Raw genomic sequence first — 14,513 nt, forward strand, 5'->3', positions numbered from 1 at the left:
TGAAGAATCAACATCCGTGTAACGGAAAAGTATATACCTACACCTGTACCTAAGTCTAATTGTTATGGGGGAGTGAAAAAACATACAATCAAACGACAATGCTAAGGGCGTGAAGCAAAAGAAATAAATAACGCTCTGGATAAGCGTGATGACTGGCTAACATCAGGGAATGCGAATTAAGCGAGATTTATCAGTAATATAATAAAATTATTTTACTTTTCTATGGCCTGTATTGTTTACAGGCCGCCAGCAGTTCAGCTTAATTAATTCCACCAGTGAGACGCTTTCTCGAATAACACTCGCCTTTATATTGTTATCCCTTTCGTTGTACCTCACGCCTCGTCGATATTATGGTATTCCCACAGCCGATTGAAATGCACATCGTCGAGATGGCGTGCTGAATCCGCGTTACCCGCAAAGGGCCGTGCGGTGGTTGCCGCAGCTCCCCACGGCCGTTCTCTGTCATAGCTGGCGTCAATCGTGCTGTTGCGAATCACTAACTGGCCGTTTGCCGTCTTGCCTGGCTGATATCCCGTCTGCCTTGCTCCCTGATCCCAGGCACGCCCCAGTTTGGCCTTTCTTCCTCCGCTGAAGCCTTCGTCTCCCGTGAAACGACACGCCACTGCCAGAAAGCCGTATTGCACCCACGGCATGCTGTCAGGTGCGAAGACGTGAATATCTTTCGCTCCACGGCTGGAAACCGTATGAAAGTGGACGCGTTCGAATACCGCGGTCGCGCGCCCAAATACGTAATCGACATCACCCTCAATGTAGCTGTCTGTAATGTAGACCCGGCTGTAGCGGTCCGTGACGTACTCATTCTGCAGGTTGCTGGTATTGACGAAAAACGTATCCTGACGACCGATGAGGCGGATCTTTTCAAGCTGAACCTTGTCGCCGTCGGTGCGTAGCGCCACGGCCTGATGTGCGCGATTATCTACGGAATCCAGCAAGGTATTCACCACTGTCAGGTTCTTCATCTGGAAATTGTCGCTTTGCGACCAAACCACGGCAGCACAGATGGTATCAATCGTGGCGTTTTGTTTTGATGCACAGAGATCGTACATATACCAGGCGGGATCGCCGGGCTGATATTCACCGTGCGAATTTACCGTTTCTCGGTAGGTTGCCGGTGAGAACATCGAATCCAGCGCGAGTTGAATCACTACGTCATCCGGTTGATCTCCCGCCCCACATAGCGTGAGCGGTGGGGCATCAGCGGGGATGTAGACCGTGCCGGTATAGGTGCCCGGCAGCAGTTTAATCTCAATCCGGGCCCGACCTTGTTGCGCCCGCAGCGCGGCGTTCACCGCCTGTTGAACATGCGTGTGCGTTGCGCCATCCACCCCCACGTGCGGCCCGACAACCCAGGGCGTCGCCGGATCGACCTCAATCGGTGCGGGCTGCCAAACGTCAGCTTCTGTCTGATCATCGTGCCCACGCAGCGTGAAATAGTGTGGGAGCGTGAAGCGTTCGGCTTCCTGCGCGGAGAGAATGGGGCGATAAACTGTGCCGGGGTACGTCGTTTTTGTCATGATTTTATCCTCTCTTAGCGGCAAGATTATCTGGGATATGATTGGTTCTCTGCCCGAAACGCAACCGATAAGTTGAGGGAGTGAGCTGTAGCTGCTGGCGAAAATGATGGCGTAACGAGGCTGCGGTACCAAACCCCACCGTTTCGGCGATTTTCTCGATCGATAAGCGCGTGTTTTCCAGTAAATCGCGTGCGGTATTCAGCCGTTCGGCCAGTAACCAGCGCGCAGGCGTCGTACCCGTAGCGGCAGAAAAACGGCGAAGGAACGTGCGTGGACTCATACAGGAAATTGCCGCCAGTTTCGTAACGGAATACTCTTCCGTGAGGTTGGCTCGGACATGATCGATAAGCGGCCCGAGGCGCGAGCGTTCGTAGTCGACCGGTACCGCTTTTTCAATATACTGTGCTTGCCCACCATCCCGATGCGGTGCGACTACCAATCGGCGAGCCACTTGATTGGCCGCTTTGCTGCCGTAATCCCGACGAATGAGATGCAGCCCAAGATCGATACCCGCAGCACTCCCGGCTGACGTAAGCATTGTTCCTTCATCAATATAAAGAACGTCTGGCTCGATGTTGATATCAGGATATTGCATTTTTAACGTGTCGCTGTAGCGCCAATGCGTCGTGGCGCGTCGCCCGGAAAGCAGGCCTGTCGCCGCGAGGACAAAAACGCCAGAGCAGATAGAGAGCAGTCTGGCACCCTGTTGATGTGCTTGACGTAATGCATCGACCAGATGGGCGGGGACGGGGACATCACTGCCTTTCCAGCCGGGAATGATAATCGTCCCTGCCTGTGTTAACAGCTCAAGGCCACCATCGGCAACCACGTGGATACCACCCGTTGCCCGCATCGCACCACTGTCTAAACCCGCAACGGCAAACTGATACCAATTTTCACCCATTTCGGGGCGAGGAAGGCCAAAGACTTCAACAGCGATACCAAATTCGAAGGTACACAAGCCATCATAAGCGAGTACGACAACAAGCGGATTGAACATCGATTTCCTCACCTCAATAACTTGTCATGATATTGACGATATATGGCAATAATGCCATCTGCCAGCCTTTATGTATCCGTTTTATAGTCGAGTCTCATTCCAATCAGTGAGAAAAATCGATGAGTTACGTGACTGACTATCCCTTTGCTGCTTCTGATATCGCCCAATCCCATTTTTCACGCCGTCTGTCCGTTGAAACAGACTGCGCGGATGTGGCGGGCTCGCTCTCTGACACTCAGCAGGACTTCGTGTTATTGCATGTGGTGGGGTCGACGAAGCACTTTAGCGCGCGCCATATACCGGGGGCGATTCATCTGCCGCACCGTGAAATCACACCTGAGCGTATGGCCGAGTGGCCTGATGACACGCGGTTTGTCGTCTATTGCGCGGGACCACACTGCAATGGCGCAGATCAGGCGGCATTAAAGTTGGCACAACTCGGTCGCCCGGTAAAAATTATGATAGGGGGAATAGCGGGATGGGAAGATGAGGGCTTTGCCTTCGCCTGATATCCCCTGCCTATGGCAGAGGGGCCCATCCCTTCTGCCAACCCCTAATTCCCCTGATACCACGTCCAGATTTTGACCAGCAGTGCCGCTGATACACTCCAACACACGACTGCCGCGAGCAGCGCCTGTGGCAATTTCATCCACGCGGTAAAGTAATAAAGTGAGATGAGATAAACCAGATAAGGAATAACGGACCAGATGCCAAACAGGATGGTGGCGCGTAGCGCTTCCAATCCACGTTCGGTGCCAACGATATAATGGGCGATCAGCGCGAACGTGGGAAATAGCGGCACCAGCCCGGCAATATAATAGTTTCGACTTTTCGCCAGTACGCTGATGAGCAATACGATCAGCGCGCCAATAACCGATTTGATAAACAATGACATAAGTATAACTTCTGGCTGAATTAATCATCGCGAATGCACAGAGAATAGCGAAAAAGTATCGGGATGGAATAGGGCGACCGCACAGCTTAAGATTTCAATTCGCGGTGATTTCGTTATTCTTAGCAACAGAATGAATAAATACTGTACGTGATAACCTGCTCGGTACAGCTAAAACGATAATGAATCTGGAAAGGATTGAAGTTGAAGACGCAAAGTCATGCAGTCACTCAGGGATTGGTTCCACTCAAGATTATTTCTACCGGCAGCGCGCTTCCTGCGCAGCGGGTGACCTCGGCTGAATTAGATGCGCGGCTCAATAAGCCCGCCGGGTATGTCGAAAGCCGTTCAGGCATTATTTATCGCCACCATGCGGATAATCATGCCAGTCAGGCGGAACTCGGTGTGGCGGCGTTAAATGACGCGCTGGCGCGGGGTGTTATTCCGCCAGCGTCCATCGATCTGCTGCTGTTTGCTTCCGCGATTCCGATTCAGGCGCTGCCTTATAGCGCCAGTCACTTATTAAAAGCGTCGTCCCTGCCAAAAGGGACGGCCAGTTTCGATATTAACAGTAGCTGCGTCAGCTTTATTTCCGCGCTTCAGGTGGCGGCTGGGTTGTTAAATACCGGCGCTTATCGACGCATTGCCATCGTCTCTACCGAACTGGCTTCGCGCGGTATCGATTGGGATGACGAAGAGTCGTCGCTGATTTTTGGTGATGGTGCCGCGTGTGCCATTGTCGAACGTGGCGATGGGCGCAGCGGTATTGCGGCGTGTCTGCTGGAAACCTATCCGAAGGGCAACGAGCTGTGCCAGATCCGCGCTGGCGGCACCTTGCGTAACCCGCGTGCGGGGATGGAGCTGCATGATTTTCTGTTCCATATGCAGGGAAAACGGCTGTTCAGGCAGGCTTCTGCCCTGATTGAAGGCTATCTGCAACGGCTGCTGGAGGCCAGCGGTTATTCGCTGGATCAGATGGCGGCGGTCGTTCCGCATCAGGCCAGCCACCTGTCGCTGGAACACATGCGTAAGCGACTGGCGATCCCGACCGAAAGGCTGATTGATATTTATCGCTATCACGGTAATCAGGTGGCGGCCTCGATTCCGACGGCGCTGCATCATGCCATCGTGACGCAGCGTCTGCCCGAAGGGGAACCCGCGATGCTGGTCGGTACGGCCGCCGGGTTGACGCTGGGCGGCATGGTATTGATCCCATGAGAGTCTTCGTCACGGGCGCGACCAGTGGACTGGGGCGTAACGCGGTGGAATGGCTGCTTCAGACTGGGCATCAGGTGCTGGCCTGCGGGCGCGATCGCTCGGTGGGGCAACAGCTTGAAGCGCTGGGCGCGCAGTTTGTCGGTATCGATTTGGTGGACACCTCGGTAGACCAGTTTCGAACGCTGATGGCGGGCTGCGACGTGGTCTGGCACTGTGCGGCTAAATCATCACCGTGGGGCCAATATAATGATTTTTATCAGAATAATACTGAGGTGTCAGTGCGGCTGGCCGACGCCGCTGGACAGTTGGGTATCCCGCGCTTTGTTCATATCTCCACGCCCGCGATTTACTTCGACTATCAGCACCACCTGAATATCGATGAAAGTTACCGCGCAGCGCGTTTTGCCAATCACTATGCGCAGACCAAATTTTTGGCGGAAGAGCGCCTTCAGGCGCTGACATCGCTCTACCCGCAAACCACCTACGTGATTCTGCGCCCGCGCGGCCTGTTTGGCCCGCATGACCGCGTGATTCTGCCGCGAGTGCTGGAACAGATCGCGGTGGGCGGCGGTGTATTGCGGCTCCCGCGCGGCGGTGAGGCGCTGCTGGATCTCACGTTTGTCGGCAACGTGGTAGAAGCGATGGCGCTTGCCAGCCAGCGCACGGGGTTAGTGCCTGGCTCGGCGTATAACATCACCAATCATGAACCCGCACGCCTTGCAGATATGCTTGAGCAACTGCTGGCCGGGCAACTGGGGATGAACTATCGCGTCAGGGCGGTGCCGTATCCGCTGCTGCACGCGGTGGCGGGTGGCATGGAGCTGTTCTCGTGGTTTAGTCGGAAAGAGCCGCTGCTGACGCGCTACAGTGCGGGCGCGGTGAATTTCGATATGACGCTCAGCGCGGAGAAAGCTAAGCAGGAGTTGGGGTATCAGCCGCGTTTCTCCCTTCAGCAGGGCATCGAGCTAACGGGTAACTGGTTCAACGCGCACCTTGCGCAGCAGAGGAATGGCGGGCATGGCTACTATTTCAACGTTTGAAGTCGGGTACTGTCTGCATCCCGGCTGCATGGCGCTGCGTGGTGCGGGGTGGAAAGTGTGCCGTTTTCCGGCACGCGTCTGGATGCTGGAAAGTCAGGGCAAGCGCTGGCTGTGGGACACCGGCTATGCCCAGCATTTTACCGATGCCACGCGATCCGGCCTGTTTCAGCTATACCGCAGAATGACGCCGGTGCATTTCGAGACGAAAGACGCGCTGATTCACCAACTGCACGGGCAGGGGATTCAACCGGCGGACATCGACGGCCTGATTATTTCCCATTTTCACGGCGACCATATCGCGGGGCTGCGGGATTTCCCTGACGTGCCGTTTATCTGTTCGGCGCTGGGATGGCAGCAGACGCGGAATCTGCGCGGTTTTGCCGCTCTGAAACGGGCGTTTGTGCCTGCCCTGATCCCTGAGCATTTCGAGCAGGCGCTTCAGTTTGTCGAAAACTTCCCGCTTACCGATCTGCCAGCCGAGCTGGCGCCGTTTACGCAAGGCTATGCGCTGCCGGGTAGCGATAAAGAGATCGTACTGGTGCCGTTGCCCGGCCATGCCGCCGGACACCTCGGCGCGTTTGTGCTGACGGAAAACGGCTGGGTGCTGCTGGCAAGCGATGCCGCCTGGTCGCCGCACAGCTATCGCGAAGGTCGTGGGCCGTCGCGGCTGGCGAATCTGGTGATGGACGATCCAAAAGCCTATTACCACACGCTGAATCAACTGCACCAGTTACACCTGAACGGGCAAGTCGAGATTCGGCTGTGTCACGAGGGCGACCTATGATTCCGCTGATGACGCTCTGGCACTATTTCCGTGCCAGACGCCTCACCTTTGCCACTCCTCAGGCGCTTGAGTGCCATCAGCAGCGCCAGCTTTCTCGTTTTGCTCGACGGGTGCTGGCACGCAGCCCCTATTTTCGGCCTTACTGCCAGCTACCCATGACATCCTGGCCGATGATGGATAAAGCCGTGATGATGGCCGAATTCGATCGGATGAACACCGCTGGGCTTAAGCGGGATGAACTGCTCGCCTGCGCGCGCCGCAGTGAGGAAGATCGTGACTTCACGCCGGATGTGAGTGGATTCAGCGTCGGGCTATCGTCCGGCACCTCTGGGCAGCGCGGGTTATTTGTCGTCAGCCCACGCGAACAGCAGGTGTGGGCGGGAGGCATGCTGGCGAAAATGCTGCCGGACGGGCTACGAGCCGGTGAGCGGGTGGCGCTGTTCCTGCGGGCGGATAACAATCTGTACCACAGCGTGGATAACCGCTGGCTCAGCCTGTCGTTTTACGATCTCTTTGCGCCGTTTTCCGAGCATGTTTCGCGACTGGAAGCGTGGTCGCCGTCGATTATCGTCGCTCCCGCGCAGGTGTTGCGCGAACTGGCGCTGGCGGTACAGCGCGGTGAGTTGCGGCTGACGGTCAAAAAGGTGATTTCCGTGGCCGAGGTGCTGGAACCGCAGGATAAACAATTGCTCCAGCAGGTTTTCGGGCAGCTTGGGGAAGTGTATCAGGCGACGGAAGGCTTTCTGGCATCGACCTGCGAGCACGGTACGCTGCATCTCAACGAAGAGTTTATTCACATCGAACCGCAGTGGCTGGATGACGAGCGCTTTACGCCCATCATTACCGATTTCACCCGCAGCACTCAGCCGATTGTGCGTTATCGGCTGGACGATGTGTTGGTGAAGCAAAAAACGCCCTGCGCGTGTGGTCGGGTGACGATGGCGATTGCCCGCATCGAAGGGCGCAGCGATGACAGCCTGCGATTGCTGGATAGTAATGGCGAGCCTCAGACCGTGTTTGCGGATCTCTGTAGCCGGATTATCGCCAATGCGCTGCCGCTGCATGCCGATTATCGGCTGGTGCAGCAGGGAGACGCGACGCTGCATTTATCCGCCGCGTGCAGCCTGCCGGAGCTGGAGGCCTGTCGGGACAGCCTGTTACAGCAGTTTGCGTTACAGGGGATTGACGTGTCGCGGCTACGGTGGCAGTTAAGCGCCGGTGAGATTGCGCCGGAGTTTACGCAAAAGCGCAGACGGATTACCCGCCTGAAGGAGAGTGCATGAGGCTATTTCCGCAAAAAACGATGCTGTTGCGGCTGAAAGCGCTGCTCTTCGGCTGGGGAACGGTCGGGGTGGTGTATCAACTGAGCGCGCAGTTTCAGGGGCAGGGAACGGTGCTGCCGACGTCGTTCGTTGATGAGTGGATTTCTTTTAGCGCCTCGGCTATCTGGCTGTATCTCTCGTTTTTCATCATCGTGCCGCTGTCTTATTTATCCTGTCCGATTACGCGTCTGGCGGGGCTACGCCGGGCAACGCAGCTTACTGCGCTGATCGCGGGCGCGGTGTATCTGATTTTTCCGACCACGATGGTATATCCGCAGGTCGTCGGTGACGATCTCTCCACGCGTGTGCTACAGCTTTTGCTGCGTATCGACTCGCCGCAGAATTGCCTGCCGTCGCTGCATATTGCACTAACGGTGCTGGCGGTATGGGCGATGAGCGATAGCCAACAGAAGGTGAAAACGGGCTTGTACCTGCTGTGGGGTGCGGCGATTGCCCTGTCTATCCTGCAATTGCGCCGCCATCTGTTCATCGATCTGGTGACGGGCGCGATGCTGGCGGGGATCGCTGGGTGGATTTTTCTGCGCAGCCGGGAGGTAGGAAAGGCCATGTTGCCACCGACTCCGTTGCCTAACGATAAGCGCCAGCAGGAATGACATTATGATCGATTTAGCATTACCCATTGTCTTCATGCTGGTTGTGGTGATTGGCGAAGCGCTGGTTTTACAGTGGATGCAGCGCGAGAAAGTGAACTGGCATGATGTGGTGTTCAACCTGAACTCAGGGCATATCATGCTGTGGCTTTTTCGCAGCGTGGAAATTTTTTGCTATGGCTATGTCGCGGCGCATTTCAGTTTTGGCTGGGTGGAAACCTGGCCGCCGGTGCTGATGTGGCTGTTCGCACTACTCGCCTGGGATTTCGGGTTCTATTGGCTACACCGTCTGCACCATACCTTCGGCGTGCTGTGGGCGGTGCATGTGGTTCACCATCAGGGTGAACATTTTAATCTGTCGCTGGGCGTGCGTAACTCCTGGTATTCCTCGCTGACCTCGATTCCGTTCTTCCTGATTCTGGCGCTGCTCGGCGTTCCGCTCTACGTATTTATCACCGTTTCCATCCTGCATTACAGTGTTCAGCTCTTTAACCATAATGCGATGACGCCCAAACTGGGCTGGCTGGAAAAGGTGCTGGTGACGCCCGCACACCATCGCGTACATCACGTAAACGACCGTGCGTACGCCGATAAGAATTTCGGCGGCACCTTCATTTTTTGGGACAAGCTGTTTGGCAGCTTTTGTCCGCAACTGCCCGACACGCCTTTCCGCTACGGTGCAGGCAGAGAAATGCCATCGAACAATCCGTTTTGGGCCAGCAACCTGCCTTTTCTGTCGTACCTGAAACTGTCGGTGCGTCGTACGCGTCAGGCGACGTTTCACTGTACGCCGATGGCGTTGATTGCTGGGGCGATGCTGCTGTTTGCGCTGGTGGTGGGCTATGTCTACCTGTATGGCTACGGCTATGACGCCGCCGATCTGTCGCAGGCGGCGCTCTTCCTGCTGCTGGTGGCGGGGGCGGTTGCGCTGGGCGGGATTTCCGAAGGGCGGCGCTGGGGTATTTATGTTTGGCTAGCGGTGGTGCTGCTATTCCCTGCCGTGTTTCTTGTCTATCTGGGCTGGGAAGCGCTTTACTGGAAGATTGCGATGCTGATGCTGGCGCTGCACGGGCTGGCGATGGCAGTTGGCTGGGGCCGACGCCCTCTGACCGAGGAGCCTGAAAATGTCTAGTGTACTTCCCACCAAACCGTATCCTGCCAAGGGCGAACAGGCTTTCCATCGGGCATTACAGCGGGAAACGTCGGCCTATCTCCGCGCTAATCACGATCATCGCTTTGCCGATAGCGGGCAGTTTGTGAAGGCCGGATTACTCTTTTTATGCTGCATCGCCTGTTATGCTTTTTGCTTAGTGCAGCAGACGGCATGGGCGTTCTTCCTGAGCTATTTTGCTTTCATCATGTTGTCGATGTTATTGAATATCATCGTGAATCATGACGCCTCCCATAATACCTTTTTCCGCAATCGAACACTCAACCGCATAGTCGGGCGCATCGTGACGCTGCCGTTAGGCATCGATCCTGACTACTGGCGCTTGCGTCATGTGGACTTCCACCACATCTATCCGAATGTGGAACATTACGATCTGGATACGGAAGAGAATGGGGTTTTCCGCCAAACGCCTTTTCAGCGCCACCGTCCCTACATGCGTTATCAGCATCTTTACTGGCCGCTGGTGGCCGCGTTCTCGCTCCCTTATATCGCCTGGATTTTTGACTGGGCCGATCGCTTGGGTAAAACCCCCGTCAATGCCCGTTCAGTACAGTTAGGCTACCGCGGATGGATGATTTTTATCGGCAGTAAAATCGGCCATGTCCTGCTGTTACTGGTGATTCCCATCATGGTGGGCACGGCACACGGCATTAGCCCGGGCATCGTGCTATTAAGCTATTTGTTGGGGCAGATGTTGGCCTCGTTGCTGGTGGTCTTTTTGCTGCTGGGCACGCACTGGGCGGAGGCTGAATTCTATGCCGTTACCGATACGGAAACGATGCCTCAGGGCTGGTATCAGCACAACTTTGCAACCGCCTGTGACTGGCTGCCGACGCCGCGCTGGCTTGAGCGCTGGACGGGAGGGCTGCACTTACATCTGACGCATCATCTTTTTCCGGGGTGGCATCATCGTCATTATCCTGCGTTAGCCGATATCTTACGGCGCGTGGCCGCCGAGCATGGCATGAACTATCGCTGCATTACCTATCGTGAGCTACTGGCCAGTCAGCGCCGGTTTTTAAAATTGATGGGCGAAGGTAACGATCGGCGTACTGTGCAACGTGCCGTGGAACAGGGACGGGAGGAAGGATGATGCCCGCACCGCTAAAGCCGCTCCGCTATGAACAAAGCCGCGATCTGGCGTTGCATCGGGCGTTGATGAAGGCCGCGAATGACTATCTGGCAGAAACGGGTGACCACCGTTTCGCCAATGCCGGGTTTATCGGCAAGATGCTGTTGCTGGTGGCGCTGTGTCTGACGTTTTATGGTTTCAGCCTCCGGCAGACGACGCTGTGGGGTTTTGCGAGTTGCTACTTTGGCTTTATTTTTACCGCCATGTTTCTGGCGGTGAACGTGGTGCATGACGCCTCGCACAACGTTTTTTTCCGGCGGCCGTGGGCGAATCGCCTGCTCAATATCGTCGTCAGCATTCCGCTCGGCATGGATTCCGACTGCTGGCGGGTGCGGCATGTGATTTTTCATCATGCGCACGTCAACGTGCAGCACTACGATTTGGATATCGAAGAGAACGGCGTCCTGCGGCAATCGCCTTACCATCGGTTTCGCTTTTTTATGTGCGCTCAGCGCTACTACTGGCCTATAGTGGCGTCGCTGACCTTCCCCTGCATTATCTGGTTCTTTGACTGGAGCGATCGGGCGGGGAAAACGCAGGTGACGCGCAATATGGCATTTCAGGGCGTGAAGGGCTGGGGCGTGTTCCTGTTATCAAAAGCGCTGCATGCCCTGCTGGCGCTGGCGATCCCCTATTGGCTGTTGTCGCCGACCACTATTAGCGTTGGATCGCTGCTGCTGGTTTATTTGCTGAGCCAGATGCTGTCGTCGCTGATTTTTGTTGTCCTGATTCTGGGGTCGCATTGGGCAAAAGGGACGTTCTATCAGGCACCGGAAGACGGCTTATTCCGGCATGGGCGCTATCAGCACACCTTTGCCACCACGGTGGACTGGGCTACGCGGCCCGCCTGGCTTGGCTATTGGTTGGGGCAGCTCAATATGCACCTGACTCACCATATTTTCCCCAACTGGAATCATCGGCACTATCCCGCATTGTCGAAAATTATTGCGGACGTCGCCCCGCATTACGGCATTGATTATCAATGTATTACGTTGAAAGCGATTTTGGTTGAGCAGCAGCGCTTTCTTAAAAAGATGGGAAATGGCAGCGCAAAGTAGTCTGTTATCCATTTTTATCCGCGAGTTAGGCTTCATCCATGTTTAAGGAGTCATACGTTATGCGTTATTTATCTCTGACCGTTTCGTCCCTGCTGCTCTTGTTTACGTCGTCCGTCTGGGCGATGGATTGCAGCAAGGCCAGCACAGACACCGAGAAAATGATTTGTGCCAGCAGCCGGTTACAGCAGCTTGATGCGGTATTAAACAAGGCCTATCAGGGCTACGTGAAAAAGGAAGACAAAACGCAGGCGCTTCAGGCACAGCGCGCGTGGCTGGCCGAACGTGACCGCTGTAAGGATGATGTGTGTCTGGGGAATGCGATGGTTTCCCGTATTCAGACGTTGTCCGGCAGTGAAAATATCTCGCTGATTACGCAGGCATCAGACCAGTGGGACTTCGTTCTCGGCGTCGCGAAGTGCAATCTCGATCCGTCTTATTCAACCTGTGAAGGCCCTGGCACGCTGGATATCTTCAAGAAAGGGAGCGGCGAGTTGTTCCAGCGTATCACGATGGAAAATATGTTCATCGAGCTGAACAAGAAGGGCGAAACGACGGTGAATCTGGTCGAGGTCTATGGAGAGAACAACAGCGGGCTGGTGATTGATGACGCTAACTTCGATCACCATGCGGATATCATACTGCGTAATGGTAATAACGGCGCTTATGGCGGGCCATCTTACGATGTGTATCTGTTCGATGTAGAAAAGCAGCAGTTCACCCTGAATGCGCCGTTGACTGAGTTAGCCAGCTCCAATCTTGGCCTGTTCGAGATTGATGGCAAGCGTAAAACCATTACCACGTCCACCAAAAGCGGCTGCTGTTGGCACCAATCGTCGACCTACCAGATCGCTAACAATAAGCCTGTCCTGATTGCCGAAACGACGGAAGAGTATTCTGAAGAGAAGAAGGCGATGGTTGCCACCACCCGCGAATTGGTGGGCGGCAAATGGAACGTGAAGGAAAAGATAGAGAAAAGCGACACACAGTAAGATCTCCCTACTTCAGGCAGACGCCGTCGCTGAATGCGGCGTCTGCCAACGCTTCACCCCTTCCCATCTTGCCGTTATTCCCCGACGTTCTTCGATACTTTGCAAAAGTGTTACGTCAGGCGTGCTCAGCATGACTTTTTTGCCATGTGCCAGACTGAGATGGCAGCCATGAAAAGGTAAATGCCGCGCAGAACGCGCAGCATGGCAAAACTTCACAAAAAAAACGTGTTTCGTTAACAACTCGTTTATGCGTTGTATTCCCTTACCCTACTTTGGAGACGCCTGACATGAGCATCACCCAGAAACGTATGTACATCAACGGTGAGTTTGTTGAAAACAGAAGCGGGAAGTGGATTGATGTGGTGAACCCGGCCACAGAGCAGGTTATTTCACAGATTCCGGAAGGCTCCGCTGACGATGCGAAGAGAGCGATTGATGCCGCAGAAGCCGCACAGCCGGGCTGGGAAGCGCTGCCTGCGGTTGAACGCGGCGTTTGGTTACACAAAATTGCCGACGGTATCCGCGAGCGCGAAGCCGAACTGACCGACACCATCATTGCGGAAGGTGGGAAAACGCACGGTCTGGCACAGACGGAAGTGCTGTTTACCGCCGACTATCTTGACTACATGGCAGAGTGGGCGCGCCGTTACGAAGGTGAGATCATTCAGAGCGACCGCCCGAACGAAAATATCTTCGTCTTCCGCAAAGCGATAGGCGTCACGACCGGTATTCTGCCGTGGAACTTCCCCTTCTTCCTGATTGCGCGTAAAGCGGCACCAGCACTGATCACCGGCAATACCATCGTCATCAAACCGAGCGAGATCACCCCCAATAATGCGGTGATTTTCGCCGAAATTATCCACAAGATTGGCCTGCCGAAAGGCGTCATCAATTTTGTTACCGGCTACGGCCCGACGGTAGGGCAAGAGCTGGCTGCTAACCCGAAAGTCGGCATGGTCAGCCTGACCGGCAGTGTGGCCGCGGGCATTGCGACCATGACGGCGGCGGCGCAGAACGTGACGAAGGTGTCGCTGGAACTGGGCGGTAAAGCCCCAGCTATCGTAATGGACGATGCCGATCTCGATCTGGCGGTGAAAGCGATTGTCAGTTCCCGCGTCATCAACAGCGGGCAGGTGTGTAACTGCGCCGAGCGCGTTTATGTGCAGAAAGGCATTTACGACGCGTTTATCGCGCGTATTAAAGCCGCGATGGAGCAGGTGACCTTTGGCAACACGGCGGAGAAAAAAGCGCTGGATATGGGGCCGTTGATCAGCGCGGCGGCGTTACAGCGTGTGGAAGACAAAGTGGCGAAAGCGGTATCGCAGGGTGCGAAAGTGCTGCTCGGCGGCCAGCGCGAAAGCGGTACGGGCTATTTCTATCCGCCTACGCTGCTGGTGGACGTCAAACAGGACATGCCGATCATGCACGAAGAGGTGTTTGGTCCGGTGCTGCCCGTCGCGACCTTCGATACGCTGGAAGAGGCAATTGCGATGGCGAACGACAGCGAATATGGCCTGACGTCGTCGATCTATACGCAAAACATCAATACCGCGATGAAGGCGCTGAAAGGGCTGAAGTTCGGCGAAACCTACATCAACCGTGAAAACTTTGAGGCGATGCAGGGCTTCCATGCGGGCTGGCGTAAATCCGGTGTGGGTGGGGCGGACGGCAAGCACGGCTTGCAGGAATATCTGCAAACGCACGTCGCGTACCTTCAATTTCACTAACAGTGGCTTCACTAGAAAGGTCATTTCATTCGCG

General features: G+C 55.3%; 15 protein-coding genes. 11 read left to right on the forward strand and 4 right to left on the reverse strand.

The window, feature by feature from the left end:
- Positions 1-332 precede the first annotated feature (332 nt).
- Both pemB and ftrA read right to left on the reverse strand, forming a co-directional pair.
- Positions 333-1,535: a pectinesterase PemB gene (gene pemB / locus Q3A88_RS13570; protein ID WP_317178087.1), complete on the reverse strand. Its 1,203-nt coding sequence runs from the start codon at positions 1,533-1,535 to the stop codon at positions 333-335.
- Between the two features lie 4 nt (positions 1,536-1,539).
- Entirely contained in the window at positions 1,540-2,535 is a 996-nt protein-coding gene (gene ftrA, locus Q3A88_RS13575; RefSeq protein ID WP_317178088.1) for a transcriptional regulator FtrA, read from the reverse strand.
- Between the two features lie 119 nt (positions 2,536-2,654).
- On the opposite strand from ftrA, the gene Q3A88_RS13580 reads away from it, so the two are divergent.
- Positions 2,655-3,044 (forward strand): rhodanese-like domain-containing protein, encoded by a 390-nt coding sequence (locus Q3A88_RS13580; RefSeq protein WP_205565158.1) that lies wholly within the window; start codon positions 2,655-2,657, stop codon positions 3,042-3,044.
- Positions 3,045-3,088: 44 nt separating this feature from the next.
- Here Q3A88_RS13580 and Q3A88_RS13585 read toward each other — a convergent pair whose 3' ends face one another.
- Entirely contained in the window at positions 3,089-3,430 is a 342-nt protein-coding gene (locus Q3A88_RS13585; protein ID WP_010284221.1) for a GlpM family protein, read from the reverse strand.
- A 201-nt stretch (positions 3,431-3,631) separates the two neighbouring features.
- Between Q3A88_RS13585 and Q3A88_RS13590 the strand changes: the two genes are divergently transcribed.
- Genes Q3A88_RS13590 through Q3A88_RS13630 form a run of 9 tightly spaced genes read left to right on the forward strand, consistent with a single transcriptional unit; the run spans position 3,632 to position 12,752 of the window.
- Complete coding sequence (locus Q3A88_RS13590; RefSeq protein ID WP_040043963.1) at positions 3,632-4,645, forward strand: ketoacyl-ACP synthase III; 1,014 nt, start codon at positions 3,632-3,634, stop codon at positions 4,643-4,645.
- Complete coding sequence (locus tag Q3A88_RS13595; protein ID WP_317178089.1) at positions 4,642-5,685, forward strand: NAD(P)-dependent oxidoreductase; 1,044 nt, start codon at positions 4,642-4,644, stop codon at positions 5,683-5,685. The genes Q3A88_RS13590 and Q3A88_RS13595 overlap by 4 nt, the downstream gene beginning before the upstream one ends.
- Positions 5,663-6,469 (forward strand): MBL fold metallo-hydrolase, encoded by an 807-nt coding sequence (locus Q3A88_RS13600; RefSeq protein ID WP_317178090.1) that lies wholly within the window; start codon positions 5,663-5,665, stop codon positions 6,467-6,469. The genes Q3A88_RS13595 and Q3A88_RS13600 overlap by 23 nt, the downstream gene beginning before the upstream one ends.
- Positions 6,466-7,752 carry a F390 synthetase-related protein gene (locus Q3A88_RS13605; protein ID WP_317178091.1) on the forward strand — a complete coding sequence of 429 codons (1,287 nt, stop codon included), beginning with the start codon at positions 6,466-6,468 and terminating at the stop codon, positions 7,750-7,752. The genes Q3A88_RS13600 and Q3A88_RS13605 overlap by 4 nt, the downstream gene beginning before the upstream one ends.
- Complete coding sequence (locus Q3A88_RS13610; RefSeq protein WP_317178092.1) at positions 7,749-8,405, forward strand: phosphatase PAP2 family protein; 657 nt, start codon at positions 7,749-7,751, stop codon at positions 8,403-8,405. Before Q3A88_RS13605 ends, Q3A88_RS13610 begins: the two co-directional genes overlap by 4 nt.
- A gap of 4 nt (positions 8,406-8,409) precedes the next feature.
- The gene (locus Q3A88_RS13615) at positions 8,410-9,534 is read left to right on the forward strand and encodes a sterol desaturase family protein (protein ID WP_233989362.1); all 1,125 of its coding nucleotides are present in this window, start codon (positions 8,410-8,412) and stop codon (positions 9,532-9,534) included.
- A complete protein-coding gene (locus tag Q3A88_RS13620; RefSeq protein WP_317178093.1) occupies positions 9,527-10,666 on the forward strand; it encodes an acyl-CoA desaturase in 1,140 nt (379 codons plus the stop codon). Before Q3A88_RS13615 ends, Q3A88_RS13620 begins: the two co-directional genes overlap by 8 nt.
- A complete protein-coding gene (locus Q3A88_RS13625) occupies positions 10,666-11,763 on the forward strand; it encodes an acyl-CoA desaturase (protein WP_317178110.1) in 1,098 nt (365 codons plus the stop codon). Before Q3A88_RS13620 ends, Q3A88_RS13625 begins: the two co-directional genes overlap by 1 nt.
- A 59-nt stretch (positions 11,764-11,822) precedes the next feature.
- On the forward strand, positions 11,823-12,752 hold the full coding sequence (locus tag Q3A88_RS13630; RefSeq protein ID WP_317178094.1) for a lysozyme inhibitor LprI family protein: 930 nt from the start codon (positions 11,823-11,825) through the stop codon (positions 12,750-12,752).
- A gap of 12 nt (positions 12,753-12,764) precedes the next feature.
- Here the strand turns inward: Q3A88_RS13630 and Q3A88_RS13635 are convergent, their stop codons facing one another.
- Entirely contained in the window at positions 12,765-12,968 is a 204-nt protein-coding gene (locus Q3A88_RS13635; protein WP_317178095.1) for a hypothetical protein, read from the reverse strand.
- Positions 12,969-13,039: 71 nt separating this feature from the next.
- Here Q3A88_RS13635 and aldA point away from each other — a divergent pair, with 71 nt between their 5' ends.
- Positions 13,040-14,479 (forward strand): aldehyde dehydrogenase, encoded by a 1,440-nt coding sequence (aldA, locus tag Q3A88_RS13640; protein WP_205569318.1) that lies wholly within the window; start codon positions 13,040-13,042, stop codon positions 14,477-14,479.
- Positions 14,480-14,513: the final 34 nt, after the last annotated feature.

Origin of the sequence: Pectobacterium sp. HCp5_1 (assembly GCF_032905925.1) — a bacterium.
Lineage (GTDB): Bacteria > Pseudomonadota > Gammaproteobacteria > Enterobacterales > Enterobacteriaceae > Pectobacterium > Pectobacterium brasiliense_A.